This window comes from Fibrella aestuarina BUZ 2, from assembly GCF_000331105.1.
Classification (GTDB): Bacteria; Bacteroidota; Bacteroidia; order Cytophagales; family Spirosomataceae; genus Fibrella; species Fibrella aestuarina.
Genome location: NC_020054.1, coordinates 6598818 through 6624163, shown reverse-complemented (window position 1 = coordinate 6624163; position 25346 = coordinate 6598818). Strand labels below are relative to the sequence as shown.

At 56.5% G+C, this 25346-nt stretch carries 23 protein-coding genes; 12 read left to right on the top strand and 11 right to left on the bottom strand.

Translation table 11 applies throughout. The features are described from left to right. Window position 1: 1 nt before the first annotated feature. The 5 genes from FAES_RS27505 to FAES_RS27485 all read left to right on the top strand — a co-directional run bounded on the left by FAES_RS27505 (window position 2) and on the right by FAES_RS27485 (window position 3666). Window positions 2–406: an Imm1 family immunity protein gene (locus FAES_RS27505; RefSeq protein ID WP_041258441.1), complete on the top strand. Its 405-nt coding sequence runs from the start codon at window positions 2–4 to the stop codon at window positions 404–406. 19 nt (window positions 407–425) lie between these two features. Next, window positions 426–797 (top strand): hypothetical protein, encoded by a 372-nt coding sequence (locus FAES_RS27500; RefSeq protein WP_015334485.1) that lies wholly within the window; start codon window positions 426–428, stop codon window positions 795–797. Window positions 798–852: 55 nt separating this feature from the next. Beyond that, window positions 853–1680 (top strand): SGNH/GDSL hydrolase family protein, encoded by an 828-nt coding sequence (locus FAES_RS27495; RefSeq protein ID WP_015334484.1) that lies wholly within the window; start codon window positions 853–855, stop codon window positions 1678–1680. Between the two features lie 3 nt (window positions 1681–1683). Beyond that, entirely contained in the window at window positions 1684–2184 is a 501-nt protein-coding gene (locus tag FAES_RS27490; RefSeq protein ID WP_015334483.1) for a peptide deformylase, read from the top strand. Window positions 2185–2418: 234 nt separating this feature from the next. Further along, the gene (locus tag FAES_RS27485) at window positions 2419–3666 is read left to right on the top strand and encodes an efflux RND transporter periplasmic adaptor subunit (RefSeq protein ID WP_015334482.1); all 1248 of its coding nucleotides are present in this window, start codon (window positions 2419–2421) and stop codon (window positions 3664–3666) included. On the opposite strand, the gene FAES_RS27480 is transcribed toward FAES_RS27485, so the two are convergent. Then, window positions 3655–4098 (bottom strand): four helix bundle protein, encoded by a 444-nt coding sequence (locus tag FAES_RS27480; protein ID WP_083891513.1) that lies wholly within the window; start codon window positions 4096–4098, stop codon window positions 3655–3657. The two genes, FAES_RS27485 and FAES_RS27480, sit on opposite strands and share 12 nt — an antisense overlap. A gap of 86 nt (window positions 4099–4184) precedes the next feature. On the opposite strand from FAES_RS27480, the gene FAES_RS27475 reads away from it, so the two are divergent. After that, window positions 4185–4862: an ABC transporter ATP-binding protein gene (locus FAES_RS27475; protein WP_041258440.1), complete on the top strand. Its 678-nt coding sequence runs from the start codon at window positions 4185–4187 to the stop codon at window positions 4860–4862. A 100-nt stretch (window positions 4863–4962) separates the two neighbouring features. On the opposite strand, the gene FAES_RS27470 is transcribed toward FAES_RS27475, so the two are convergent. Continuing rightward, window positions 4963–5832, bottom strand: a complete 870-nt coding sequence (locus tag FAES_RS27470; RefSeq protein WP_015334480.1) for a Ppx/GppA phosphatase family protein — start codon at window positions 5830–5832, stop codon at window positions 4963–4965. A gap of 349 nt (window positions 5833–6181) precedes the next feature. On the opposite strand from FAES_RS27470, the gene metH reads away from it, so the two are divergent. Then, complete coding sequence (metH, locus tag FAES_RS27465; RefSeq protein ID WP_374755366.1) at window positions 6182–9907, top strand: methionine synthase; 3726 nt, start codon at window positions 6182–6184, stop codon at window positions 9905–9907. A gap of 52 nt (window positions 9908–9959) precedes the next feature. Here the strand turns inward: metH and FAES_RS27460 are convergent, their stop codons facing one another. The 3 genes from FAES_RS27460 to prmC all read right to left on the bottom strand — a co-directional run bounded on the left by FAES_RS27460 (window position 9960) and on the right by prmC (window position 12466). Then, complete coding sequence (locus tag FAES_RS27460; RefSeq protein ID WP_015334478.1) at window positions 9960–10568, bottom strand: HupE/UreJ family protein; 609 nt, start codon at window positions 10566–10568, stop codon at window positions 9960–9962. 3 nt (window positions 10569–10571) lie between these two features. Beyond that, window positions 10572–11528: an AAA family ATPase gene (locus tag FAES_RS27455; protein WP_015334477.1), complete on the bottom strand. Its 957-nt coding sequence runs from the start codon at window positions 11526–11528 to the stop codon at window positions 10572–10574. An 80-nt stretch (window positions 11529–11608) separates the two neighbouring features. Continuing rightward, window positions 11609–12466 carry a peptide chain release factor N(5)-glutamine methyltransferase gene (gene prmC / locus FAES_RS27450; protein WP_015334476.1) on the bottom strand — a complete coding sequence of 286 codons (858 nt, stop codon included), beginning with the start codon at window positions 12464–12466 and terminating at the stop codon, window positions 11609–11611. 84 nt (window positions 12467–12550) lie between these two features. Here prmC and ribD point away from each other — a divergent pair, with 84 nt between their 5' ends. Continuing rightward, a complete protein-coding gene (gene ribD, locus FAES_RS27445) occupies window positions 12551–13603 on the top strand; it encodes a bifunctional diaminohydroxyphosphoribosylaminopyrimidine deaminase/5-amino-6-(5-phosphoribosylamino)uracil reductase RibD (protein WP_015334475.1) in 1053 nt (350 codons plus the stop codon). Here ribD and nagA read toward each other — a convergent pair. From nagA to FAES_RS27430, 3 genes are all read right to left on the bottom strand, one after another. Further along, on the bottom strand, window positions 13600–14787 hold the full coding sequence (gene nagA / locus FAES_RS27440) for an N-acetylglucosamine-6-phosphate deacetylase (protein WP_015334474.1): 1188 nt from the start codon (window positions 14785–14787) through the stop codon (window positions 13600–13602). The two genes, ribD and nagA, sit on opposite strands and share 4 nt — an antisense overlap. Before the next feature lie 79 nt (window positions 14788–14866). Next, window positions 14867–15148, bottom strand: a complete 282-nt coding sequence (locus FAES_RS27435) for a putative quinol monooxygenase (protein ID WP_015334473.1) — start codon at window positions 15146–15148, stop codon at window positions 14867–14869. Between the two features lie 58 nt (window positions 15149–15206). Beyond that, window positions 15207–15962, bottom strand: coding sequence for a shikimate dehydrogenase family protein (locus FAES_RS27430; protein ID WP_015334472.1), 756 nt, complete (start codon window positions 15960–15962; stop codon window positions 15207–15209). Between the two features lie 172 nt (window positions 15963–16134). Here FAES_RS27430 and FAES_RS27425 point away from each other — a divergent pair, with 172 nt between their 5' ends. Beyond that, on the top strand, window positions 16135–16671 hold the full coding sequence (locus FAES_RS27425; protein WP_015334471.1) for a 3'-5' exonuclease: 537 nt from the start codon (window positions 16135–16137) through the stop codon (window positions 16669–16671). 80 nt (window positions 16672–16751) lie between these two features. On the opposite strand, the gene FAES_RS27420 is transcribed toward FAES_RS27425, so the two are convergent. Continuing rightward, entirely contained in the window at window positions 16752–17168 is a 417-nt protein-coding gene (locus tag FAES_RS27420; RefSeq protein WP_015334470.1) for a DUF1761 domain-containing protein, read from the bottom strand. 125 nt (window positions 17169–17293) lie between these two features. Then, window positions 17294–17872, bottom strand: coding sequence for a Uma2 family endonuclease (locus FAES_RS27415; protein WP_041258439.1), 579 nt, complete (start codon window positions 17870–17872; stop codon window positions 17294–17296). Window positions 17873–18013: 141 nt separating this feature from the next. Between FAES_RS27415 and FAES_RS27410 the strand changes: the two genes are divergently transcribed. The 3 genes from FAES_RS27410 to FAES_RS27400 all read left to right on the top strand — a co-directional run bounded on the left by FAES_RS27410 (window position 18014) and on the right by FAES_RS27400 (window position 21670). After that, the gene (locus FAES_RS27410; RefSeq protein ID WP_015334468.1) at window positions 18014–19141 is read left to right on the top strand and encodes a Gfo/Idh/MocA family protein; all 1128 of its coding nucleotides are present in this window, start codon (window positions 18014–18016) and stop codon (window positions 19139–19141) included. Continuing rightward, window positions 19138–19656: a GreA/GreB family elongation factor gene (locus FAES_RS27405; protein WP_015334467.1), complete on the top strand. Its 519-nt coding sequence runs from the start codon at window positions 19138–19140 to the stop codon at window positions 19654–19656. Before FAES_RS27410 ends, FAES_RS27405 begins: the two co-directional genes overlap by 4 nt. Window positions 19657–19723: 67 nt before the next feature. Next, on the top strand, window positions 19724–21670 hold the full coding sequence (locus tag FAES_RS27400) for a glucosamine-6-phosphate deaminase (RefSeq protein ID WP_015334466.1): 1947 nt from the start codon (window positions 19724–19726) through the stop codon (window positions 21668–21670). A gap of 240 nt (window positions 21671–21910) precedes the next feature. On the opposite strand, the gene infB is transcribed toward FAES_RS27400, so the two are convergent. Then, the gene (gene infB, locus FAES_RS27395; protein ID WP_015334464.1) at window positions 21911–25198 is read right to left on the bottom strand and encodes a translation initiation factor IF-2; all 3288 of its coding nucleotides are present in this window, start codon (window positions 25196–25198) and stop codon (window positions 21911–21913) included. Between the last annotated feature and the right edge of the window lie 148 nt (window positions 25199–25346).

Below are 25346 nucleotides of genomic sequence, written 5' to 3'. Positions count from 1 at the left end.
AATGGAACTCGATTACGATGTTTGGTCGGCTAATCGCAACGAAAGTGTAACTAAAACTATTAGTCCATCCGACATAAATCTTGTTATAGAACGCCTAACAGCGCTTAATCAGAAAGAATACACTCAACTGGTATTAGGCGCCTCTGATGGACACTTAATGATTGGGGGGGGGCTTGGCGCTTATGTCTGTACCTATACACAAGGTGAACAGGAAGCGTATTTTAATTTAATCAACCCCAATGTCGCACCTGAAGATGAGGCTGATGAGATTGAGGTTGTTACAGGTGGACAGGCGGGCACATTCCCTCCGGCGATTGTAATTGACAGGCAATTGGCCGAACAAGCAATCCAATATTTTGTCAAAAACGAACAGATGGATCCTTCCCTTATTTGGGAGGAAGACTGACACTATAACCGTAACTTAGTTGGTAATTAAATTAGCTAATCGGCTGCCTCAAAAAGAATACGTATCGGGCACCGAAGCGGACGTTATTGATAAGCCCTTACAACTCCAGTTGACCAGTGGGGAAACGTTGACGTTTGCCATTAAGGACGTTCAACTCAACGAGATAGAATCGCTTGGCGAGCAGATCGACGTACCCAGCTTTGAGCGGCTTGTGGTTGCCTCCGGCCTGAAGAAAAGTGCCTTATCAGGCTTGTATAAAAATGAAGATGGGCTGCGCACTAGCTATGCGCTTGTTGCGTCAGGTACGTACCTGGTTATTGTGTCATTGGCCGAAATCCAGCCTGCCCGATACGCGTTGCAGGTAGAGAGTGTCTGGCAGCTGGCTAGCTGATCAACGCGACCCCGAGCTTATAGCTGAGTCACGGCTTTGCTGTATATTGGGCGGCATGAAACCACTGCTCCTGCTGGTCATTCTGACCGGATTACTCAGTTCGTTCAGGCATAAAGAGATGGCCTGGGTAGCGATTGGCGACTCCATAACGTACCTGAACGACCACACCGACGAAACGCAGCACCGGATCACGAAAGGGTACATGACGCAGGTCGTCGAGAAATTGCCCTACCTCAGGTACGTTAATCAGGGCCATAATGGCTGGACGGCCGGGCAGATCGCGCAGCAGATCGACAAGCTAGGCATTGCCCCGGCTGATCTGTATACCGTTTTTCTGGGGACCAACGACTGGTGGGCCGGGCGGCCCTTGGGTCGGCTCAGTGATTACCAGACTAATACCGGCAATGGTACCGTCTACGGCTCTTTTCGCCTGATTGTCGATAAGCTGCGGACGCTGAATCCGGCGGCGCCAATCGTGCTGATTACGCCCATGCAGCGCGTTGATTTTGTGTATCTCTTTAATTACAAAAACAACGCCTACGGCTCCTACAAGCCCAATAAGTCCGGACAGACGCTCGAAGCCTTTGCCAACGCCATCGACTCGATTGGTCGCTATGCGCAATTGCCGGTCGTGGATCTGTACCATACCCGACAGCTGGCGATAGACAAACTGGTTCGGTTCAAGCGGGTAAAAAAACCGTCGACGGGCCAATACACCAACTACCCTTACCCAGCGTTTGTCGACCTACCGTTTAACCCGGCGACCGACGAATACCCCTACCCACCGGAGTCGATGGCCATGACCTACGATGGCCTGCATCCGTCGGATAAAGGCTACACGGTCATTAGCCGCCAGTTGATCAAGCTCTTCAAGCAGTATTGACGTATGAAAGGACTGGCTGATCTGCTCCTGCTGGGCGACCCCCGCCTGTATGAGATCTGCGCCGAGGTCGAGCCTGATGAGCTACCGCTGGTGGCCGGTTGGGTGGCCGATCTCCATAATGTGATGGAGGAGATCCGGGCCAAGTACAACTTCGGCCGGGCCATTGCCGCCCCACAGCTGGGAATCATGAAGCGGCTCATCTACATGAATGTACCGCCACCCGCCGGGCGGGGGCCGGTGGTGTTTATCAATCCCGTATTGGAAGACCTCAGCGACGAGACATTTGAGCTTTGGGACGACTGCATGAGCTTCCCCAATCTGCTGGTACGGGTCCGTCGGCACAAGTCGCTCACGATCCGTTACTTCGACGAACACTGGCGTCCGCAGCGCTGGCACCTGGACGATGCGCTGTCGGAATTGCTGCAACATGAGTACGACCATCTCGACGGAATTCTGTGCACGATGCGCGCCATCGACGATAAATCGTTCCGGTGGCGCCCGTGAGAAAGGGGGCGAAAAAAGGCTGTCCACATCTGGACGAAAGTTTGTCCGAATGCGGACAGGAGGGGGCGTAAAAAGGTGTCGAACCGCCTTAGAATCAACAGTTATGCTACTTTGGCACGCAGATTGGCTAACCGTATCTGGCTGAATGTCATCGGTGTCGCCACAACAGTCTAAGTCTATGTTGTTGACGCCGCCGATGACGACTGTGAATGACCTAATTTGACTTGACTGAACATGGATCGTGCCTTACCCAAACGCTTCTGGACGCAACAACGCATCGCGCTGTCCGCAGGCGGTATTCTGATCGTTGGTCTGATTGCCTACGTAACTCTCTTTGCCGACAAGCGTTCCAAACTGAATGTCGAGCGTGATAAACTGACCGTCTCGCCCGTAACGATTGGTCCTTTTGAAGAATTCATCGCCGTAACGGGCGTGGTGCAGCCACTAAAAACCATCCGCCTTGATGCCATCGAGGGTGGGTACGTTACCCAGAAACTGGTTGAAGGGGGCACGCAGGTCGAGAAAGGGCAGGTGTTGCTGAAACTGGAGAACCAGGGCTTGAAGCTGAGTTTCCTGCAATCGGAGACGGAAGCGAACCGGCTCGTCAACGACCTGCAAAATACCCGTCAACGGCTGCGGGTGGAGCGGTTTGCCCTCCGGAAAAACCTCGCCGATCTGGACGCCCAGCTTGATCAGGCAAAGGATACCTACGACCGGCAGGCCAAATTGTATAAAGACAAGGTGGTGTCGGAAGAAGATTACCTGAAAGCCAAACGGGCCTACGAACGCCTGGCCAAGCAGCGCGAAATCGAAGCCGAATCGCAGAAATACCAGGAAGACAACTCCAAACTGCAGATTCAGCAGTTGGAAGGCACCCTGGCACGTACCCAGCGCAACGTAGCGCTCTGGCAGCAAACGCTTGAAAACCTGGTGGTTAAGGCGCCGGTGTCGGGGCAGCTGTCGAGCATCGACGTCGAGGTGGGTAGTAACATCAACCGCGGGCAGAACATCGGGCAGATCGATGACCTCAACGGCTTCAAGATGCGGGTGGGTGTTGATGAACACTACATCAGTCGGGTATTCCCGGGGCTGACCGGCTCGTTTGAGTTCAACGGGCAGGAACACAGCATTCAGATCAGTCGGGTGTATCCCGAGGTGCGGAATGGCCGTTTCGAAGTGGACATGACCTTCACGAAGGGGGCGCCGCAGGGTATCAAACGCGGACAGTCGTCGCCGATTCGGCTGGAGTTGGGTAAAGCCAGCAAGGCCACGCTGTTGCCAGTAGGCGGGTTCTTCTCCGATACGGGTGGTAACTGGGTGTATGTGCTGGATAACTCGGGCAAGCGCGCCACCAAACGAAACATCACGCTAGGTCGTAAAAACCCCGAATTCTATGAAGTGCTGGAAGGACTGCAACCCGGCGAACAGGTGATTACGTCTTCGTATGAGAATTTTGGGGATAATGAGGTGCTAGAATTTTGAGTAGGGGAGAAAGGGGAGTGGGAGGATGCCTGCAAGGTGATTCTTAGTAGATCTCGATTCTGTCTTCTGGTTTAAGAAAACTTTCTTCACGGTTTTGATGAGATTTTGCAACATGGACGAAAGGATACGACTCTTTGCAAGCAACTCTTCGCCTGTCGTTGTCTCAATAATTCCAACGCCTATGGCTACATGAATTTGTGTTCTTAGCTCGCCATTCGACCCTTTGGCAATTCGTAGGTAACGAATAAATTCTTTGTTAGTGTGTCGCTCGAAGCCTTCTGCTACATTGGACGGTACAGAGACCGCTGAACGGCGCATTTGATCACGGAGGCCGAAATCTGTGCAGGCAACCATCAGTTTATACAAATCGATTGCCTGAGACAGGCCTTTTTGCCAAATCAGCAGATCTTCAAATTTATCAACTTTAGCCATGAATTGAGGAGTATAGGTGGATGCAGGCAAAGCCATTAAACGCGCTTTTTCCCCTTATTCCCTTTCCTCCCTTTCCTCCAAAAAAAATGATCCAAACCATCAATCTACAAAAGCTCTTCGCCACGGAAGAGGTAGAGACTACCGCCCTGAACGGCATCAATATGGATGTTCGGGATGGTGAGTTCGTCGCCATCATGGGGCCTTCCGGCTGTGGTAAATCCACGCTGCTCAACATCCTGGGCCTGCTCGACAACCCGTCGGATGGACAGTACAATTTTTATGGCACGGAAGTGTCGAGGCTAAGCGAACGGCAGCGGGCCGAGTTGCGAAAAGGCAGCATTGGCTTCGTCTTCCAGAGCTTTAACCTCATCGACGAGCTGACCGTCTATGAAAACGTCGAGTTGCCCCTGCTGTATCTGAAAACGCCTGCCGATGAGCGGAAGGTGCGCGTGGAGGCAGCGCTGAACCGCATGAATATCATGCACCGGCGCAATCACTTCCCGCAACAACTGTCGGGCGGTCAGCAGCAGCGTACGGCCATTGCCCGGGCGGTCGTTGCCAAACCCAAGCTGATCCTGGCCGATGAACCGACGGGTAACCTCGACTCGAAGAATGGCGAGGAAGTGATGAAACTACTGGGCGAACTGAACGACGAGGGCACGACTATTATCATGGTAACGCACTCTCCCTACGACGCTGGCTTTGCTCACCGCACCGTTAACCTCTTCGACGGTAAAGTCGTAACCGAGAACATTCGGGTTTGATGAATGAATACTGTATGATGTACAATGAATAATGGGCTGGCGCGGTGGTATGCTGCGCCAGCCCATTATTCATTGTACATCATACAGTATTCATTAAAAATTACGTCAACTGCTCATACACCAGTTGTAAGATGCCGTCTTTCAGGCCTAGGTCGGGGACGGTGATTTCGGTGGCACCGGCCCACTGCATCACCGAAATGTAGATTTCGGCGGCGGGAACAATCACGTCGGCCCGGTCGGCGTTGAGGCGCAGCTTGTTGATCCGGTCTTCCAGGCTGAACTCGGCGATATAGTCGTGCATGCGGATAATCTCGGCCAGCGTCGTGGTGGTATCACTCGTTTTCGAGACGAGGTTGAACAGCTTGCTGATGTTACCACCCGTACCCACCGCCGTAACGGGCTTCGACCGATCCACGTTTTCGTTGATCCAGTCCTGCATTTTCTTCCAGGCGCCCTTAGTCTCTTTGCCTTCGAGCAACCGCACCGAACCCAGCTTGAACGACCGCGACGTGATCTTCTGCCGGTTGCAATAGAGGTTCAGTTCCGTGCTACCCCCACCCACGTCGATGTGGAGCGTCTGCCGATCATCGAGGGCTAGCACCACCACGTTGTTGATTAACTCGGCTTCGCGCTGCCCGTCAATCACCTGAATGTCAATGCCCGACCGGCTTCTGACCAGATCGACCACTTCGCGGCCATTCGTGGCTTCGCGCATCGCCGACGTAGCGCAGGCCATGTAAGCTTCCACTTCATGCAGTTCCATCAGCAGCTTGTAGGCCTGCATGAGCTTCACCGTGCGCTGCACACTTTCGGTGGTGAGGCCGCCATGCGTAAACACGTCGTGGCCCAGTCGCAGCGGAAAGCGGACGTACTCAACCTTCTTGAAACTAACCACCCCATCGACGGTTAGCACAGTGGAAATCTGCATGCGGGCGGCGTTGGAACCGATGTCGATAGCGGCCAGTTTCATTGGATACAGGAATCGTTTGCGGGTCGCAAAACTAACGATTGAAACGCGGATGACGCAGATAGAAATGGATTTACCATAGTGAGGTACTAGGCAGATGCGTCGAAACAGCCTCCCCGTCACTCACTAGCAAGGTGTATTATTGACGCCTTCTCTTTGCAAATTCACGTAAATCCATCCCATCCGTGTCATCTACGAGCCTATTTACCCGTGTTCCCGCCATCTTTCACTAAATTTGTACTATTCCGGGCTGATGGGTATTTCTCATTAGCTTTTTTCACGAAACTATTGGCTCGATTTGCAACAGCTCACCGACCTCCTCCAACAGCGCATCCTCATCCTTGATGGGGCAATGGGCACGATGATTCAACGGTATAACCTCAGCGAGGACGATTACCGTGGCGACCGTTTTCGTGACTTCCCGCACGACGTAAAAGGCAACAACGATCTGCTGTCGCTGACCCGCCCCGACATTATCGCCGAAATCCATCGGCAATATTTCGAGGCGGGGTCCGACATTGTTGAAACGAACACGTTCAGCGGCACCAGTATCGCGATGGCCGATTACCACATGGAGGAGCTGGTCTATGAGCTGAACTACGAATCGGCCCGGATAGCGCGCGCCATCGCCGACGAGTTTACGCAGGCCGATCCCACCAAACCCCGGTTTGTCGCCGGCGCCATGGGGCCAACCAACCGTACTGCCAGCCTCTCGCCTGACGTCAACAACCCCGGCTACCGGGCGGTCACGTTTGACGAACTAGTCGATGCGTATTACGAGCAGGTACGTGGTCTGGTCGACGGTGGCTCGGATATTCTGCTGGTCGAAACCATTTTCGACACCCTGAATGCTAAAGCGGCGCTGTTCGCCATCGACCGTTATTTTGCCGATCAGGGCAAGCCGTCACTACCTATCATGGTGTCGGGCACCATCACCGACGCGTCGGGCCGTACCCTGTCGGGGCAAACGACCGAGGCGTTCCTGTATTCGGTGTCGCACCTGCCGCTACTGAGCGTGGGGCTAAACTGCGCCCTGGGTGCCGAACTGCTCCGGCCCTACGTGCAGACGCTGGCCAACGAGTCGCCGTTTTATACCTCGGCTTACCCGAATGCGGGCCTGCCCAACGAGATGGGCGAGTACGACCAATCGCCCGACGAAATGGCGGCGCAGATTGAAAGCTTCGCCAAAGACGGGTTTGTCAACATTGTGGGCGGCTGCTGCGGCTCAACGCCTGACCATATCCGGGCCATTGCTGGCGCGATGGCGAAGTACCAGCCTCGCCCCAAGCCTACGCCCGAACCCTACCAGAAACTGAGCGGACTGGAGCCGCTAAAGATTACGGAGCAAACCAACTTCGTCAACGTGGGGGAACGCACCAACGTGACGGGCTCCAAAGCCTTTGCCCGGCTGATCAAGGCGGGCGACTATGAGGCCGCGCTGGCCGTAGCCCGGCAGCAGGTCGAGAACGGGGCGCAGGTGATCGACGTGAACATGGACGAAGGCATGCTCGACTCGGCCGAGGTCATGACAACGTACCTGAACCTGATCGCCGCCGAACCTGACATTGCCCGTGTTCCCGTGATGATCGACTCCTCGAAATGGGAGGTGATCGAAGCCGGTTTGAAGTGTGTGCAGGGTAAGGCCATCGTGAACTCGATTTCGCTCAAAGAAGGCGAGCAGGCGTTTATCGAACGCGCCCAACTCGTAAAGCGCTACGGCGCGGCAGTGGTCGTGATGGCCTTTGACGAAGACGGGCAGGCCGATTCCTACGAACGTCGCATCCAGATTTGCGAACGGGCCTACCGTATCCTGGTCGATCAGGTCAAGTTTGCCCCGCAGGACATCATTTTCGACCCGAACATCCTGACCGTTGCGACGGGGATCGACGAACACAACAACTACGCTGTCGACTTCATCAACGCTACGCGCTGGATCAAGGAAAACCTGCCGCTGGCGAAGGTTAGTGGTGGGGTTTCAAACATTTCGTTCTCGTTCCGGGGGAATGACCCCGTCCGCGAGGCCATGCACTCGGCGTTCCTCTACCACGCCATTAGGGCCGGGATGGACATGGGTATCGTCAATGCGGGCCAACTCGCCATTTACGACGATATCCCCAAAGAGTTGCTCGAGCGGGTAGAAGACGTGCTGCTGAACCGGCGCGACGACGCCACCGAACGATTGGTGACTTTTGCCGACACGGTGAAAGCCAAAGGCAAAGAAGTGGTGGTTGACGAAGCCTGGCGCAGCAACACCGTAGCCGAACGCCTCAAATACGCGCTTATCAAAGGCATTACCGACTTCATCGACGAGGACGTGGAGGAAGCCCGCCTGCAGGCCGAGCGTCCACTGCACGTGATCGAGGGTCCACTCATGGACGGCATGAACGTGGTGGGTGACCTCTTTGGCGAAGGCAAGATGTTTTTGCCACAGGTGGTGAAATCGGCACGGGTGATGAAGAAAGCCGTTGCCCACCTGACGCCCTACATCGAAGCCGAAAAGCAGGTTGGCGATGCCGCCGGGGCGGGCAAGATTTTGCTCGCGACGGTGAAAGGTGACGTACACGACATTGGTAAGAACATCGTGGGCGTGGTGCTGGGCTGTAACAACTACGAAATCATCGACCTGGGCGTGATGGTGCCTACTCAAAAAATTCTGGACGCCGCCCGCGAACACAACGTCGATATTATTGGCCTGAGTGGTCTGATTACTCCCTCGCTTGACGAAATGGTGGGCGTGGCCAAGGAAATGGAGCGGCAGGGCTTCACCATTCCGTTGCTGATCGGCGGGGCTACCACCTCGCGCATCCACACCGCCGTGAAAATCGATCCGCACTATTCGGGGCCGGTGATTCACGTGCTGGATGCGAGCCGCAGCGTACCCGTGGCAGGCCGACTGGTGAGCGACGAACGCACCACCCGCGACCAGATCTTCAACGAGATCAAAGCCGAATACGCCAAGCTCCGCGATGAACACGCCCGGCGGCAGAAAGAGAAAAACTTGCTGACGATCGAGCAGGCGCGTCGTAACCGGGTGTCGATCGACTGGGCGAGCTTCACGGCCACCAAGCCAACGTACCTGGGCAACCGCTACTTCGACGATTACCCGCTCGATGAGATCGCCCGCTACATCGATTGGACGCCGTTTTTCCAGACGTGGCAGCTACACGGTAAGTATCCGGCCATTTTCGAAGACGCTACCGTGGGCGGTGAAGCCCGGAAGTTGTACGACGATGCCAATGCACTGTTGCAGCAGATCATCCGCGATAAATCGCTGACCGCCAAAGCCGTCGTAGGATTTTATCCCGCCAACGCCACCGATGACGATGTGCTGATTCACGATTTCGAAGAGATCACCCGGGAGGTTCCCTGCGAACGGCACGGATCGCACCGGCACGTCGAATACAAGATCAGTCAGGCAGCGGCCTCACAGGCGGCTGTAACGCCCGCGGGTGAACTGGTATACGATACTAAAACGGTGGTGCACTTCCTGCGGCAGCAAAACCAGAAAGCGGCCGGTCTGCCCAATCTATGCCTTGCTGATTTTGTGGCACCGCTGGAAAGCGGTCGCGAAGATTACATCGGCGCGTTTGCCGTAACGGCGGGCATCGGCATCGAAGTGCTGCTCGAACAGTTTGAGCGCGAGCACGACGACTACAACAGCATCATGGTGAAAGCCCTGGCCGACCGCCTCGCCGAAGCCTTCGCGGAACTGATGCACGAACGTACCCGGAAGGAGTTCTGGCCCTACGCCACTAACGAGCAATTAACCAACGACGAACTCATCCGCGAGAAGTACCAGGGCATCCGCCCGGCACCGGGTTACCCCGCCTGCCCCGACCACACCGAAAAAGCCACCCTCTTCGACCTGCTCGACGCGGGTCGGGCCGACATCGTGCTGACGGAGAGTTTTGCTATGTACCCGGCTTCATCGGTCAGCGGCTTTTACTTCAGCCACCCCGAATCGAAGTACTTCGCCGTTGGCAAACTCAATAAAGATCAGGTGATCGACTACGCGCACCGCAAAGATATGACCCTCGACGAAGCCGAACGCTGGTTATCCCCGGTATTGGCGTATTAGCAGAAGGATATCAAACCTATAAGGTTTTTAAAACCTTATAGGTTTACAAAAATCACGACCCTGAAACTAGCGAATTATTGATAATCAGGGAAATAGCCATGCCGGCGACGATGCCGGAGATGATGAGCACCCAGTCGCGGCGGTGACCCCGGAAGGCATTCAGGATAAAGTGCGACAGCCCCAGTACCAGCGATACAATCAGGAGTTGGCCCAACTCGAGACCAACGTTAAACGCCAATAGAGGGGTAACGATGTCGGCTTCCCGACCCAGCAGGCTGCGCAGGTAACTGGAGAAGCCCAGGCCATGAATCAAGCCGAAGGCCAGCGCGAGGCTGTAGCGTCCCCATTTCCGTGATTTGATCCGCGTGCTGAACGGGCTCGTGCGCTCCTGATAAAAAAAGTTGATGATCGCCGTGATCAGGATGGTGATCGGAATCAGGAGTTCGATCACGTCGGAGCGAAACGTGAGCAGACGCAACGTAGCCAGCGCCAGGGTGATCGAATGCCCGATGGTGAAGGCCGTGACTAGGATCAGCACCTGCCGCCACTGTGAGAGGGTATAGATCGCGCAGAGGGCGATGATAAAGAGAATATGGTCGTAACCACCCGGATCGGTGATGTGATCAAAACCGAGACCGAGGTAAATCCAAAAGTCGTTCATACGTTAGCCGATGGCCACTTTGCGCAGAATAGAGTCGATCACCTGAAGTGATGTGATGCCGTCTGCTTCGGCTTCATAGTTGAGCAAAACCCGATGGTTGAACACGTCGGGGCATACATCTTTAATGTCTTCCGGCAGCACATAATCGCGCTGATCGAAATAGGCGAGGGCTTTGGCTGCGAGGTTCAGATGAATGCTCGCGCGGGGCGAAACACCATACTGAATGTAGCGGGATTCATCGCGCAAGCCGTAGTCGAGGGGGCGGCGCGTGGCAAACACCAGTTCGATAATGTACTTTTCGAGCGACTCGGAGATATTCACCGCGTTGATTTCGTCGCGGATATTGGCAATGTCGGTGCGGTCCAGTAGCGACTGCACTTCGTAGTCGAAATTCAGGTTCGACATCCGCCGCATCACCAGCAATTCTTCTTCCTTGTTGAGGTAGTCGACAAACACCTTCATCATAAACCGGTCGACCTGCGCCTCGGGCAGTGGGTACGTGCCTTCCTGCTCAACGGGATTTTGCGTGGCCAGCACCAGAAACGGGCGGTCCAGAATAAACGTCTCTTCGCCAATCGTTACCTGTTTTTCCTGCATCGCTTCCAGCAGGGCCGATTGCACCTTGGCCGGCGACCGGTTGATTTCGTCGGCTAGAATCAGGTTGGCAAAAACGGGTCCCTGTTTCACCTCAAAATCCGACGTGCGCTGATTGAAGATCATCGTCCCGATCAGGTCGGCGGGCAGCAGGTCGGGCGTGAACTGAATCCGTTGAAAATCAAGCTGTAGTACTTTCGCCAGCGTATTGATCGTAAGCGACTTGGCCAGACCGGGAACGCCCTCGAGCAGAATATGGCCACCCGTGAACAGGCCAACAAGCAGCCGGTTCAGCAGGCGTTCCTGCCCAACCACGACCTTGCCGATTTCGGCCAGTACCTGCCTGATTTGTGAATGATAGGTCATATGAAAGGTTTGGCGGTTGACGTCTAACGTTCATTAACGGTCCGCAGGCAAATCGTAAACGTTAGACGTTAAACGTCAAACTAGTTTTTGGTCGCTCTGACGCTGCGATCTTTGCCGTGAATGTCTTTAAAAATCTGAACGTTCTGGAAGCCGCGTTCGTCGAAAACCGCCTTGGTCGCTTCGCCGAACCGTTCGTTGATTTCGACGTAACAGACACCGGCTTCCGACAGGTTGTGGGCGGCGAAATCGGCAACGGCCTTGTAGAAAATCAGCGGGTCGGCGTCGTCGACAAACAGAGCCACGTCGGGTTCATAGTCCAGCACATTCTTGTCCATCTGGGCGGCTTCCGAGCGGGTTACGTAAGGCGGGTTGCTCACCACGCAATCGAACGTACCCACCTGCTGCTGGGCCACGGCCAGAATATCCTGTTTCTGAAAGGTCACCTCGGCGTTAAGCTTGTCGGCGTTGCGTTGGGCCATCGCCAGCGCCACCTCCGACACATCATAGGCCGTTACGTCAGACTGGGGCAGGAACCGGGCGAGCGTTACCGCCAGGCAGCCACTGCCCGTACCGATATCGATGACACGCACGGGCCGTTCGGTCTGATCGGCAAAATCGTGCATAATCAGCCGGACGAGGTCTTCCGTTTCGGGGCGGGGAATCAGCACGTCGGGCGATACTTCAAATTCCAGTCCGCAAAAAATGGTCGTACCAATCACGTGCTGAATCGGTTCCTGCCGGTTAAGCCGTTCGATGATCCGAAACCAGTCGGGTTCGGTACGGTTGGCGGGGAGCGGTTTATCGGCCAATACATCGGCTTTGCGGAGGCCGAAATAGTGGTCGAGTAGCATAAAGGCCATCTCGCGCGCTTCTTCAGGCGGATAGGCCGTGATGTTACGGCTAAGTTGTTGATAAAGGGGACGCGTGGTAAGAGCCATTCGGTGAAGTACAGACGCTATGCTGAGTTCGACAAAAATAGGGAAGTTTTAAACCTATAAGGTTTTCGAAACCTTATAGGTTTGATGAATACACCCAATTCACTGATCATGCGCCGGGCCCTCGATCTGGCTACGTTGGGTCGGGGTCACGTTAGTCCCAACCCGATGGTTGGCTGTGTCATTGTCCACGATTTAGGGGAGGGTGCTACGGGGCGCATCCTGGGTGAAGGCTGGCATCAACAGTATGGCGGCCCCCATGCCGAAGTCAATGCCGTTCGGGCCGTGCTGCCAGCCGACGAAGCGCTGCTGCCCCAATCGACGGCCTACGTCACGCTTGAACCCTGTTCGCATTGGGGCAAAACGCCACCCTGCGCTGATCTGCTTATCCAAAAGCAACTGGGCCGGGTCGTGTGTTGCAACGACGACCCCAATCCGCTGGTAGCTGGCAAAGGCTTTGAAAAACTGCGTGATGCCGGTATCGAGGTAATTACAGGCTTGCTGACCGACGAAGGCCGCCTGCTGAATGCCCGTTTTTTTACGGCTATCGAACAGCAACGGCCCTACGTCATCCTGAAATGGGCTGAGACTGCCGACGGCTTCATGGGTGGCCCTGGTGCTACGCCGGTTCCCATTAGTGGGCCACTGGCGGGGCGGCTGGTGCACCGCTGGCGGAGCGAAGAAGACGCAATTCTGGTTGGGACCACCACCGCTCGCCACGATAACCCCCGCCTCAACACGCGATTATGGCCGGGTCGGTCGCCGGTGCGGGTCGTGCTGGATCGCACGCTTGCATTACTTACCACGCTCCATCTGTTTGATGGCACCCAACCAACGCTGGTCTATCATCGGTCGGGACTGGACGTACCTGTAGCTTCAGAAAACGTGAGCTACGCCGCCGCCGATTCACTGCCAGACTTACTCACCGACCTGCACGAACGCCGTATTCAATCGGTATTGGTTGAGGGCGGGGCGCAGGTGCTGGGTACGTTCCTCGACGCCGGGCTTTGGGACGAAATTCGCCAATTCCGAAGCATGCAGACGCTGGGTCAGGGTGTTGCCGCCCCAACCGCGCGAGGTACGTTGGTGAGCCGCGAGCAAGTTGGGACGGATGAGCTGTGGACGTGGCGACGCGCTTAGGCCAGCGCTTCTCCGTCGATCCAGACGCCCTTCACGGTCAATGACCGGTCGAGGTGAACGAGGTTAGCCACGTACCCAGCCTTTATATGGCCAATCTGAGTATCGAGACCAATGAGGCGGGCCGGCGTGGTCGACGCCATCCGTAATACGTCCGTCAGCGGCAGGTCGACGGTATCCACGGCGTACCGCACACAATCGGCGAGGGTGATAGCTGTGCCGCCCAGCTTCCCTTCGTGGCTGACGTACCGACCGTGCAGGGGCTCGTCGGGTGTGCCGCTGCCGGGTTCGTAGCTGACGATGAAATCGCCCAGCGCGAAGGTGGGGCGCGGCGGGTTGGCAAACAGCGCATCGCAGATCATAAAGAGCCGGTCGGGGCCGAGCAGCCGGTGCGCCATCCGAATGGCCGCCGGGGCGCAGTGGTAGCCGTCAGCGATAATGCTACAGGCCACGGTTGGGTGATCGAAAATAGCCCCTACAGTGCCTGGCTCGCGGCTTTCGAAGCCCCGCATGGCGTTGTACAGGTGCGTTGCCAGCGTGAATACGGGCGAGGCTCCCGCGCCATTGAAGGCATCGGTTGCCTGCTGATAGGTGGCGTTACTATGCCCCAGTGACAGCAGCGTGTCGGGGTGCTTCAACTGATTCAGGAGAGCGAGTTGCTCATCGGAGAGAACCTCAGGCGCGGCCGTTAGAATACGGATCACGTCGGCATTGGTGCTGAAGAGCGCTTCCAGTTCGCCTTCGGCTGGGGTACGTACCAGCGCTGCCCGATGCGCCCCGCGTTTTACTGGGTTGAAATAAGGGCCTTCCAGGTGAATGCCGGGTACGTTGAGCGGCATGGCGTCCCGCACCGTCGCGATGGCTGCCATGGCCTGTTGCATCTGCGCCAACGTGTCGGAGTGCATCGTGGGCAGCAGCGTGGTGGTGCCGTTGCGGGCGTGGCTGTCGAAAATCTGCCGGATCGCGTCGGGCGTGGGTGTTTCGTTTAGGAACGCTTCCGAGCCACCATACAATTGCAGGTCAATGAAGCCCGGCACCAGGTAATCGCCATTCAGATCGATCACTTGCTCGGTGGTGGCGTCGAGTAGATCGGTACTTATGGCGCTGATCTGACCGCGCTCGATCAGTACATCGTAGCCCGACAGCAGTTGATCGCCGGTAAAAACGGTTGCGTTTTGGAAAAGCATAATGAATAATACCAAAGCACCAGCTTCGGTGGGGCTAAAATCGGTTGGTTCGTTTACGGAAGCGGGTGCCTGGCCTCGGCTACTGCTCTACTTTGGTCAGGGTTACGTCGTCGAGCAACGAGCCGGCTTTCTGCTGAAACGCGGCCATGTGCGGCATCTGGTTGTGGGCGTCGAGCCCCGCCTGATCGGGCCAACGTTCGTGCATGATGAAGCGGTCGGGTGATTCGGTGCTTTCGTAGAGTTCGTACAACAAACAGGCGGGTTCGGTCCTGACAGCTTCGACCAACTCAAGTAGGGCGGGTTTCAGATCGGGGCCGCAGCCGGGTTTGGCCGTAATGTTGGCAATGAGCAGAAGTGACATCGGTGATGACGGTTAAAAGACAGAAAATACCCGACGTGAGCCGTCGGGTTGAATTCGACTAGTGTTCATTCCAGATTTCCCACGACTTTTCGGCCTGCAAAACGAGCATCCGATAGCCGTTGAGACCGGCAGCTCCCTGCGCCCGCCCCCGCCGCAAAAATTCGGTTTCGGCGGGGTTGTAGACCAGGTCATACAGAAAATGCTGGGGTGTGAGCCGATCGTAAGGTAGATCGGGCGCGGCGGATACGTTGGGGTACGTACCCACGGGCGAACAGTTGACGATCAGGTGATACTCGGCGATCAAGTCAGGTACGTCGGCGTAGCGGAGACCATTGGCATCGGGCGTGCGCGACACCATTTTGTGCGCAATCCCCATATCCGTAAGCGCCGCCACCACCGCCTTCGATGCCCCACCCGTCCCCAGAATGAGCGCCTTCATGCCCTGCCCAACGCCCCCTGCCCCGTGCCCTTCCCGCCACGCTTCTTCCAGCGCCAGCCGAAAGCCGTAATAGTCGGAGTTGAAGCCGGTTCGGCTGCCGTCCGTTTCGAGACGAATCACGTTGACAGCGCCCACTTTCTGCGCCGATGCGTCGAGCCGGTCTAGGTAGGGCAGCACGTTGGTTTTATGCGGAATCGTGACGTTCAGCCCCCGCAGCCCAGGTGTTTGCAATAAGTCGGACAGGGCCGCGATGTCGGGCAGGTCAAACAGGTCGTAGCGGGCGTCGGCGATGCCTTCGCGGGCGAATTTCTGGGTGAAATAGTTCTGGGAGAAGGAGTGGGTCAGTGGGTGGCCGATTAATCCGTAGCGCGTCATACTCGCAAAAGTAGTGGGCCACCGGTCATCTTTGTGTCTGGAATTGTTCGTTTCGTTGTCGCGTTCTATTTTTAGGCTATCGGCTAATCGCTTATCCACTTAAGGGAATGTCAATTGTCGCGCATGGTGCGTGAGTTCTTGGTATCACTCTTAGCATCCTATTTCGCACTGCGTGTATTGTATCGTTGACGTTGAGACCACTGGCGGCGTGAAAGGCCCCACTCGCCTTACTGAAATTGCCCTGATCCGCCACGACGGTAACCAGATCGTCGACGAGTTTCAGACCCTCCTTAATCCGGGCCATCCCATTCCGCCGTTTATCAGTCAGCTCACGCGCATCACCGACGCGATGGTGGCCGAAGCCCCTACGTTCGATCAGGTGGCCGACCGTGTGCATGAGATCACCGACGGGGCCATTTTTGTGGCGCATAATGTGCAGTTCGATTTCGGTTTCCTGCAAAAAGAGATGAACTGGCTCGACCGCGAGTTCTTGCGGCGAACGCTCTGCACCGTCCGGTTGAGTCGTAAAATCATTCCCGGCTTGCCGTCGTATAGCCTCGGTAAGCTCTGCCGGTCGCTCGAAATTCCGGTATCGGCCCGCCACCGCGCGTATGGTGACGCCGCCGCTACGGTGAAGCTGTTCGAACTACTATTGCAGCACGACCACCGGGGCCATATTCCCCGTCCCAAACCGTCGATGGTTTATTAGCGGCTGGCCAATAAGTTGCCTAATGGCTTGATAGACAGAGCGCCGTTGACGGGTGTGTCACTGCGCTCTGCCTCATTACCCTAGCGCATAGCTACCAACAACAGACTGATCAGCAGTAGACCAACAAAGTGGTAGCTGCCCGTAATCAGCCCATACAGGAAGGGCCGGGGAATATTCGGATTGATAGCAATGTTGACCGTGTTGGTAACCAGATAGCCACCGCCAACTACCGCCGCAAAAAGTGTGGCCGCACCATACGACGTCACGTTCAGGGCGTATAACAGTACCGCGCTCGTTAGGGTGATAATCAGCGAACAGACCGCTGGCCCGACGATGTACAGTGGATTGCCGCTTTGTGGCTCGTTGGCGCTTCGCCCGAGGGAAATCCGATACGGTTTGGGGAACAGAAACAGGTACCAGAAGGCACCTAAGCCAAAATAGAGTACAAAGGCAACAAGAACACTTAGCCAGTTGATGGCGGGCAGTACAGTAAGCATGCTGAACGGAGAATTGAGCGGTGAAGCAGTCGTTGTCACTTGACCATACAAAGGTCTGCGCAACCACTGACAGCCCTATGTCAGCAGCGTTTGAGGCTGTAAAAAGACGTACCTGACCCGGCCACTCAGGCAAACAAATTGGTCAGTGTAAACTGGAAATCGGGCAGGAGGGGAGCCGCCGACAGGGTTGCGTCGGCTTTGTAGACCACAGACTCAGTGGCTGACGTGTAGGCATACACCCGTTTCTGCCGGGGAGCGATGTACCAGACCAACTGCGCCCCAGCATCGAAGTAATCCTGAATCTTGTCGGTAACGTCTTCGAAGGATTCCGATTCCGACAGGAGTTCAATGGCAAACAGGGTACTGACGCGTTCCCCCCGCCGAATCGCTTGTTTCTGTTCCGCCGTCAGGTACGTTATATCAGGAATCCGTTTGCGTACCCCATCCACGTATGAATCGGTTTCGGGCAGCAGTGAATCTCCCTGTGCATAGGCGTTTGTCTTGGTGAAAAGACGCAAAAGAAAGTCGGTAATAAAGACTTCGTCCTGTTTCATGGCGGGTTTGGGAATAACGCGCCCCCGCACGAACTCGTAACTTCCTTCCTTGACGAACAGGCGTTGCCAGGCTTCAAACTCATCGACGGTTTGTAGCGATTGAGGCAAGTCAATACCAGATTGCTCGGTGGGCTGAGCTGAGGCGACCATACGCTGTGACGTCGTGCTACCGACGATTGGGTTGGTTGTTAAATATACGACTTTCTGTTGCCATAACATTAACGTACCTACGGAAGTTGGAAGAGAAGACATTGGTCGCCAACAGCGGCCGATCAAACCGAATACAACGTTATGGAACAGAAGGAAATGGGCATTGGCGTGATTGGGATGGGGGGCTTTGGGCTCTACGCTGTTCAACAGTTTTTGCAACATCCTAACACGCGGCTCGTAGCCATTGCCGGCTCGAAACGCGAAGAAGCCATCCGCACCGCGCAGCGGTTTGGGGCCGACCAACTCGGTAGCCTGAAGGAACTGGTCGCGCACCCCGACGTCGATATTGTCTACATTGCCACGCCGCCTTTTCTACATTACGAGCAGGCGATGCTGGCCCTCGAAGCCGGTAAGCACGTCATCTGCGAGAAGCCGCTGGCGATGAACCCCGAACAGGGCCGGGAAATGCTGGCCAAAGCCGCCGAAAAGGGGCTGCTGATGGTGACGAACCTCATGCAGCGGTACAACCCGCTTTTTGCCCGCATCAAACACCTGATCGACAAACAATTGCTCGGCGACTTCCTGCACGGGTATTTCGAGAACTACGCGGGTGACGAAGGCCTGAGCCCCGAACACTGGTTCTGGGATCGTAGTAAATCGGGCGGTATTTTTATCGAACACGGCGTGCACTTCTTCGATCTCTTTGCCGGTTGGCTGGGTAAAGGTGAGGTGGTAGCGGCGCAGACTACCCAGCGCCCCAACAGCGCGGATATCATCGATCAGGTGCAGGCCACGGTTCGGTACGGCGATGCCGGTAATCATCAATTCGTCAACTTTTACCACGGTTTTACCCAAACCGGGCGGATGGACCGGCAGGAGATGCGGCTGGTTTTCGAGCGCGGCGACATCACGCTCTATGAGTGGGTGCCCACCCGCATGGTGCTCCGCTGCGTCGCCGACGAAACCACCACCCGCGAACTAATGACGCTCTTCCCTGGCGCGCAACTCGACGTTACGGCCAACATTGACCCGTCGAAACCCATTGGCGGTCGCCACAAGACCTTCCACGCCTACCAGCAGATCGAGCTTCGGTTTGGGTTTGAGGTGGAGAAACAGCACCGCTACAGTGAACTGCTCCGGCTGATGTTCCGCGATCAGGCGGCGGCCATCAAACAGCCCGATGTACACCGGATTATTTCAGAAGAAAACGGTCTCACCAGCCTGGAAACAGCCTGGACTGCCGACCAATTAGCCAACGAACGGCCATGAGTAGCGCGTTCCTCAAAAACGAAACTGCCGACGGCCCCGTTGTTATTCCGGCGCGGGCTCCCCTGCCGCCCAACACCCCCAACTACGTGACCCCCCGTGGCCTAAGCTTGCTGCGTGCCGAACTGACCGAACTAGAAGCCGACCACGCCCGGATTCAGACCACGGGGGTGCCTGATGACCCCGAACGTACCCGGCAACTCGCCGAGTTGAACGGCCGGATTGGGGCGCTCAACGCCCGCATTGCCAGCGCCCGGCTGGTAGAGCCGCAGCAGCAACCTACCGACGATGTGCGTTTCGGGGCTACCATAACCTTACAGGCGCCCGGCCAACCTGACTGGCAACTGACCATCGTCGGTGTCGACGAGGCCAACGCCGCCCAACGACGCATTGCCTTTACAGCCCCCGTAGCCCGGTCGATGCAGGGTAAACGCTTAGGAGAAACCGTAACCTTACGAACACCCACTGGTGAACGTACCTGGCAGATTGCCGCCATTGACTACGAAGCAGATTACTGAGGGAGGGGCCCTGCGGATCGAGGGGAACTGTTTACCTTTGCGGCTCCAATCAACCGCTGTTTAACGTATGATTGCTGAACCAACTCTCCCTGATGCCGCCTTTAGTGGTCCGCTTCAGTCAGCCATTACCTACGAGAAAATCCCCACCCACATCTACGCGGATGCCAAAGCCGCCTCACGTGCTGTCGCCCACGAAATTGCCGATCTGATTCGGCTACGGCAACAGGAAGGCCTGCCCTGCATTCTGGGGTTGGCAACCGGGTCGTCGCCCAAGACGGTCTATGCCGAACTGATTCGGATGCACCGCGAAGAAGGGCTGAGCTTCCGCAACGTAGTATCGTTCAACCTCGACGAATACTACCCCATGGAGCCCGATTCGTTGCAGAGCTACTGGCGGTTTATGCGTGAACAGCTGTTCGACCACGTCGACATTCCCGAAGGCAATTACAACGTACCTGATGGCACCATTCGCCCCGAAAAAGTGGCGGAGTTTGCGCAGCGGTACGATCGGCAGATTGCGGAAGCAGGTGGCCTAGATTTTCAACTCCTGGGTATTGGGGGGAATGGCCATATTGGCTTCAACGAGCCGGGTTCACTCATCAATAGCCACACGCGCCTGATGATGCTCGACCACTCGACGCGGGCGGCGGCGGCGGTCGATTTTGGGGGGCTTCCCCGCACACCCCGCAAAGCCATCACCATGGGTGTCGCCAGCATTCTGGCAGCCAAGCGGGTGGTGCTGCTGGCTTGGGGCGAGCGCAAAGCGCCGGTAATTCGCGGCGCCGTAGAAGGAACCGTTACCGAGACAAACCCCGCGTCGTACCTGCAAACGCACCCCAACGCGCTGTTTGTGATCGACGAAGCGGCGGCCTCGGAACTGACCCGGATGAAAACCCCGTGGCTGGTCGACTCGGTGACCTGGGACAACGCGATGAAGAAAAAGGCGGTAACGTACCTGTCGCTGACGCTTCAAAAGCCCATTCTAAAACTGACCGACCGCGATTACAACGACAACGGTGTTTCCGATCTGCTGGCACAGTATGGGCAAGCCTACGACATCAACATCGACGTTTTCAACCAGCTACAGCATACCATCACTGGCTGGCCCGGCGGTAAACCCAACGCCGACGATACCAACCGCCCCGAACGCGCACTGCCGGCTCAGAAACGTTGCCTTATTTTCAGCCCCCATCCCGATGATGACATCATCTCGATGGGCGGCACATTCCAGCGGCTCGTCGATCAGGGACACGAAGTACACGTGGGCTATCAGACGTCGGGCAACATCGCGGTGGCCGACGACGAAGCCCTGCGCTTCGCCGATTACGTCGTCGATTTCAATACAAAATTTGGTATCAAGAGCCCCGAAGCCACGCGCATTTTCCAAGATGCGGCCGCCTTCCTGCGTGCCAAAAAGGATTCAGAAATGGATACCGATGAGGTGCGTTATGTGAAGGGCCTGATCCGCATGGGCGAAGCCAAATCGACCTGTCGGTTCGTTGGGGTTCCGGTCGAAAACGCGCACTTCATGAACCTGCCGTTCTACGAAACGGGTAAGGTGGAGAAGAAACCGCTGGGCGAAGACGACATTCGGATCACGATGGAACTGATCGAGACCATCAAGCCGCATCAAATCTACGCCGCCGGTGACCTAGCCGATCCGCACGGCACGCACAAAGTCTGTCTGGATGCGATCCTTGAAGCGGTTCGCCGACTCAGCCACAAGAACTTCATGAAAGATTGCTGGGTGTGGCTATACCGCGGTGCCTGGGCCGAGTGGGATATCCACGAGATTGAAATGGCCGTGCCGATGTCGCCCGATCAGGTGATGAAAAAGCGGTTGGGTATCTTCAAACACCAGTCGCAGAAAGACGGCGTGGTGTACCAGGGTACCGACTCGCGGGAGTTCTGGCAACGTGCCGAAGAGCGCAACCGCGCTACCGCCGAGCTGTACAACCGTCTCGGCTTGGCCGAATACGAAGCCATGGAAGCCTTCGTCCGCTGGAAAGGATAAGCTAGCTTATTTGCTATAGAAAAGGGCTGACACATCTACCATGTCAGCCCTTTTTGTGTTTTGTCGTGTGCATCTTATTGCATGGATGGTGCTCCGTAACGCCCGGCTCCAGCCGGGTCGTAGTGATCGTTTTTATAAGCTTTCGCTACGACTTGGCTGGAGCCGGGCGTTACGGGGCCAAAACAAAAAGCGGTGCCGGTCGAAACCAGCACCGCTTTGCTATATCAACGTACCTGACGATCAGGCCAGTGTGCGTTTAACCTCTTTGATTTCGAAGCCTTCAATGGTATCGCCTACTTCGATGTCGTTGAAGCCTTTGATGCTCAGACCGCATTCGTAACCGGTACGAACTTCAGCTACATCATCCTTAAAGCGTTTCAGCGCGCTGATTTCGCCCGTGTGGATCACGATGAAGTCGCGAATGACCCGAATCTTGCTGTTCCGCTTGATGCTGCCATCCGTAACGTAACAACCGGCCACCGTACCAATCTTGCTGATCTTGAACACCTCGCGTACTTCGATGTTGCCCGTGATGACCTCTTCCTGCGTCGGTGCCAACAGGCCTTCCATCGCGTCTTTGATCTCATTGATCGCATCGTAAATAATCGAGTACAGGCGAATCTCAATCTGTTCCTGCTCAGCCAGACGGCGGGCATTCGACGACGGACGTACCTGGAAGCCAACGATGATCGCATCCGCCGTTGAGGCCAGCAGCACGTCGGATTCGGAAATCTGACCCACCGCTTTGTGGATGATGTTCACCTGCACTTCACCTGTCGAGAGTTGCAGCAACGAATCGGAGAGGGCTTCTACCGAACCGTCGAAGTCGCCTTTCACAATCACGTTCAGCTCTTTAAATGAACCGATAGCCTTCCGGCGACCGATCTCTTCGAGCGTAATGTGCTTGCGGGTACGGAGTGTCTGCTCGCGCAGAAGTTGCTCCCGTTTGTTGGCGATTTCGCGGGCCTCGCGGTCCGTTTCCATCACGTTGAACTTATCACCCGCCTGTGGTGCACCCGGCAGACCCAGGATCAGCACCGGCTGACTCGGTCCGGCTTCTTTGATGCGTTCGCCGCGATCGTTCGTCATGGCGCGGATGCGGCCATAGTGAGCGCCCACAAGCATGATGTCGCCTTGGCGGAGTGTACCGTTCTGCACCAGTACGGTGGTCACGTACCCACGACCCTTGTCGAGTGTGGCTTCGATAACCGTACCCGTGGCGCGGCGGTCCGGGTTGGCTTTCAGCTCCAGTACTTCGGCTTCGAGCAATACTTTGTCGAGCAGTTCGTCGATACCCATTCCTGATTTCGACGAAATTTCCTGCGACTGGTATTTACCACCCCATTCTTCAACGAGCAGGTTCATCTGAGCCAGTTCGTTCCGGATTTTCTCGGCGTCGGCACCCGGCTTATCCACTTTCGAGAAAGCGAACACGATGGGTACACCGGCTACCTGTGCGTGGTTGATGGCCTCACGCGTCTGGGGCATGATGCTGTCGTCGGCGGCGATCACGATGATAACGACGTCGGTTACTTTCGCACCCCGTGCCCGCATAGCCGTAAAGGCTTCGTGACCAGGCGTATCGAGGAAGGTAACCATGCGGCCATCAGCCGTTTTCACGCTGTAGGCACCAATATGCTGCGTAATACCACCGGCTTCACCCGCTGCCACTTTCGTCCGACGGATGTAGTCAAGCAACGACGTCTTACCGTGGTCAACGTGACCCATGATCGTAACGATCGGGGCGCGGAGTTCAAGGTCTTCGTCGGCATCCGGCGCTTCTTCCAGACCCGATTCTACCTCCTCTTCGGCCGATACAAACTGTACGTCATAACCAAACTCGTCGGTGATGAACGTGATAGCTTCGGCATCAAGGCGTTGGTTGATCGAGACGAACATACCAGCACTCAAACAAACCGAGATCACTTCGTTGATCGATACGTCCATCAACGACGCGAGGTCGTTGGCCGATACGTATTCGGTCACTTTCAGTGTTTTGGCTTCGAGTTCCTCCTGTTCGTTGAGCAGGCGGCGGTCCTCTTCGCGCTGATTTCGGCGGTCACGGCGGCGTTCGGCGCCCCGGTTGGTGCGCGTGTTGCCACCGGCAATCCGTTGGTTGGTGGCTCGGATGTTAGCCGAAACCTCCTGTTTCGACGGCGTTTCGCGGCGGTCACGATCACCGGGTCCCCGACGGTCGTTTTTGCTGCCAGGACGTGGTCCATTAGATGGGCGGTTCTGATTGTTGCCACCACCTTGTCCCTGTCCTTGCGGCCGGTTCTGGTTGGTGCCACCACCTTGTCCCTGACCCTGTGGCCGGTTCTGGTTGGTGCCGCCCCCCTGTCCTTGTGGACGACGGTCTCCGCCAGCCTGGTTGGTGCGGTCGCCACCCTGATTCTGGTTACGATCCCCGCCCTGGTTGGGGCCACCCTGGCGCTCGCCCTGCGGACGGTCGCTACGCTGGCCACCCTGACGATCGCCCTGCGGTTGCCCGGTACCTTGTCCCGGTTGGCCCGGACGGCGGTCGTTGGCGTTGGGGATGCGCTTACGTTTCTTTTTATCACGACCTGCCGCGCCACCACCCTGCGGGCGATTGAACTGGGTCAGATCGATGGTGCCTTTCACGGTAAGCCCTTTCAGCTGCACACTACCTTCGGCCCGGATCGTCTCAACGGGCGTGGGAGGTGTATCGGCTGGTGCAGGCGCTGGCGTTTCAGCAGGTTTAGCCGCAGGAGCTGGTGTTTCAGCTACAGGCTTAGGAGCCGCTGCAGGTGCCGGCGTTTCGGCTGGCTTCTGAACGGCTGGCTGCGGCGTGGCCGCCACGGGAGCCGGTGCAGGCTTGGGCGCTTCTTCGGCTTTCGGCGGAGCTGGTGCTACCGGCGCGGCCTTCTGCTCGACAGGCTTCGGCTGAGCCGCTACCACGGGGGCAGGTGCTGGCGTAGGCTTGGGCGCTTCAACCGGTTGGCTGGGCGTTTCCGGTTTGGCCTGTACGGGCGGCGTAGGCTGTGGCTGCTGCGGAGCGGCAGGTTGAACCGTTGGCTGTACCGCTGCTGGTTGCTGCGGTTTAGCTGGCTGTGCCGGTGCCGCCGCTGGTTTCGGGTTCAGGTCAATTTTTCCCAGCACCTTCAGGCCGGGTAATCCCGAGGCTGGCGCGGCTTCACGCTCAACAGGCGCGTTGCTTTGCGGGCGGGGAGCTTCCGTAGGCCGGTTGCTGGCCGGCGCTTGGCCGGCGGGCGCACCTGTCACAGGGCGTCCATGATCGTCGCGTGAGTAACGCGGCAAGTAGTCGTCGTCCCGACGAGTCGGTGCTTCTGTGGGCGCCGTAGCCTCGGCCGGCTTACGGGCACCATTCAGGAGCTCGTTCGATTTAAATTCTCTCGCCAACACCTCCAACTGTTCTGTGTTGATTTTGGTGTTGGGATTCACTTCCACCTTAAACCCTTTGGCAGAAAGCGTACTCGCAACAGAGGAGAGCCCTTTGTTGAGAATTTTTGCCACTTGGCTTAGGCGCATTGACTTATCTTCTGCCATACGTTCGGTTTAGACCCGACAAAATTAGTGGTTGTTTATACAGTGATAACAACGATTAACGGATTATAAATCCCAAGGGCAGTTTATGAGTCTTGAGTTTATGGGTTTTCAGGTGCTTCGCCTCAGCCTGTATACGCTGGTGAGCCAC

Excerpts from the sequence above, each read along its gene's own strand:
- FAES_RS27460 (WP_015334478.1), bottom strand. The coding sequence starts at position 10,568 with ATGAACGACTTTTGGATTTACCTCGGTCTCGGTTTTGATCACATCACC.
- FAES_RS27495 (WP_015334484.1), top strand. The coding sequence starts at position 853 with ATGAAACCACTGCTCCTGCTGGTCATTCTGACCGGATTACTCAGTTCG.
- FAES_RS27430 (WP_015334472.1), bottom strand. The coding sequence starts at position 15,962 with ATGACGCGCTACGGATTAATCGGCCACCCACTGACCCACTCCTTCTCC.
- FAES_RS27435 (WP_015334473.1), bottom strand. The coding sequence starts at position 15,148 with ATGTCACTTCTGCTCATTGCCAACATTACGGCCAAACCCGGCTGCGGC.
- FAES_RS27480 (WP_083891513.1), bottom strand. The coding sequence starts at position 4,098 with ATGGCTAAAGTTGATAAATTTGAAGATCTGCTGATTTGGCAAAAAGGC.
- FAES_RS27470 (WP_015334480.1), bottom strand. The coding sequence starts at position 5,832 with ATGAAACTGGCCGCTATCGACATCGGTTCCAACGCCGCCCGCATGCAG.
- FAES_RS27455 (WP_015334477.1), bottom strand. The coding sequence starts at position 11,528 with ATGACCTATCATTCACAAATCAGGCAGGTACTGGCCGAAATCGGCAAG.
- prmC (WP_015334476.1), bottom strand. The coding sequence starts at position 12,466 with ATGGCTCTTACCACGCGTCCCCTTTATCAACAACTTAGCCGTAACATC.
- FAES_RS27420 (WP_015334470.1), bottom strand. The coding sequence starts at position 17,168 with ATGCTTACTGTACTGCCCGCCATCAACTGGCTAAGTGTTCTTGTTGCC.
- FAES_RS27400 (WP_015334466.1), top strand. The coding sequence starts at position 19,724 with ATGATTGCTGAACCAACTCTCCCTGATGCCGCCTTTAGTGGTCCGCTT.
- infB (WP_015334464.1), bottom strand. The coding sequence starts at position 25,198 with ATGGCAGAAGATAAGTCAATGCGCCTAAGCCAAGTGGCAAAAATTCTC.
- FAES_RS27490 (WP_015334483.1), top strand. The coding sequence starts at position 1,684 with ATGAAAGGACTGGCTGATCTGCTCCTGCTGGGCGACCCCCGCCTGTAT.
- FAES_RS27475 (WP_041258440.1), top strand. The coding sequence starts at position 4,185 with ATGATCCAAACCATCAATCTACAAAAGCTCTTCGCCACGGAAGAGGTA.
- metH (WP_374755366.1), top strand. The coding sequence starts at position 6,182 with ATGGGCACGATGATTCAACGGTATAACCTCAGCGAGGACGATTACCGT.
- FAES_RS27485 (WP_015334482.1), top strand. The coding sequence starts at position 2,419 with ATGGATCGTGCCTTACCCAAACGCTTCTGGACGCAACAACGCATCGCG.
- ribD (WP_015334475.1), top strand. The coding sequence starts at position 12,551 with ATGAATACACCCAATTCACTGATCATGCGCCGGGCCCTCGATCTGGCT.
- FAES_RS27505 (WP_041258441.1), top strand. The coding sequence starts at position 2 with ATGGAACTCGATTACGATGTTTGGTCGGCTAATCGCAACGAAAGTGTA.
- FAES_RS27415 (WP_041258439.1), bottom strand. The coding sequence starts at position 17,872 with ATGGTCGCCTCAGCTCAGCCCACCGAGCAATCTGGTATTGACTTGCCT.
- nagA (WP_015334474.1), bottom strand. The coding sequence starts at position 14,787 with ATGCTTTTCCAAAACGCAACCGTTTTTACCGGCGATCAACTGCTGTCG.
- FAES_RS27410 (WP_015334468.1), top strand. The coding sequence starts at position 18,014 with ATGGAACAGAAGGAAATGGGCATTGGCGTGATTGGGATGGGGGGCTTT.
- FAES_RS27405 (WP_015334467.1), top strand. The coding sequence starts at position 19,138 with ATGAGTAGCGCGTTCCTCAAAAACGAAACTGCCGACGGCCCCGTTGTT.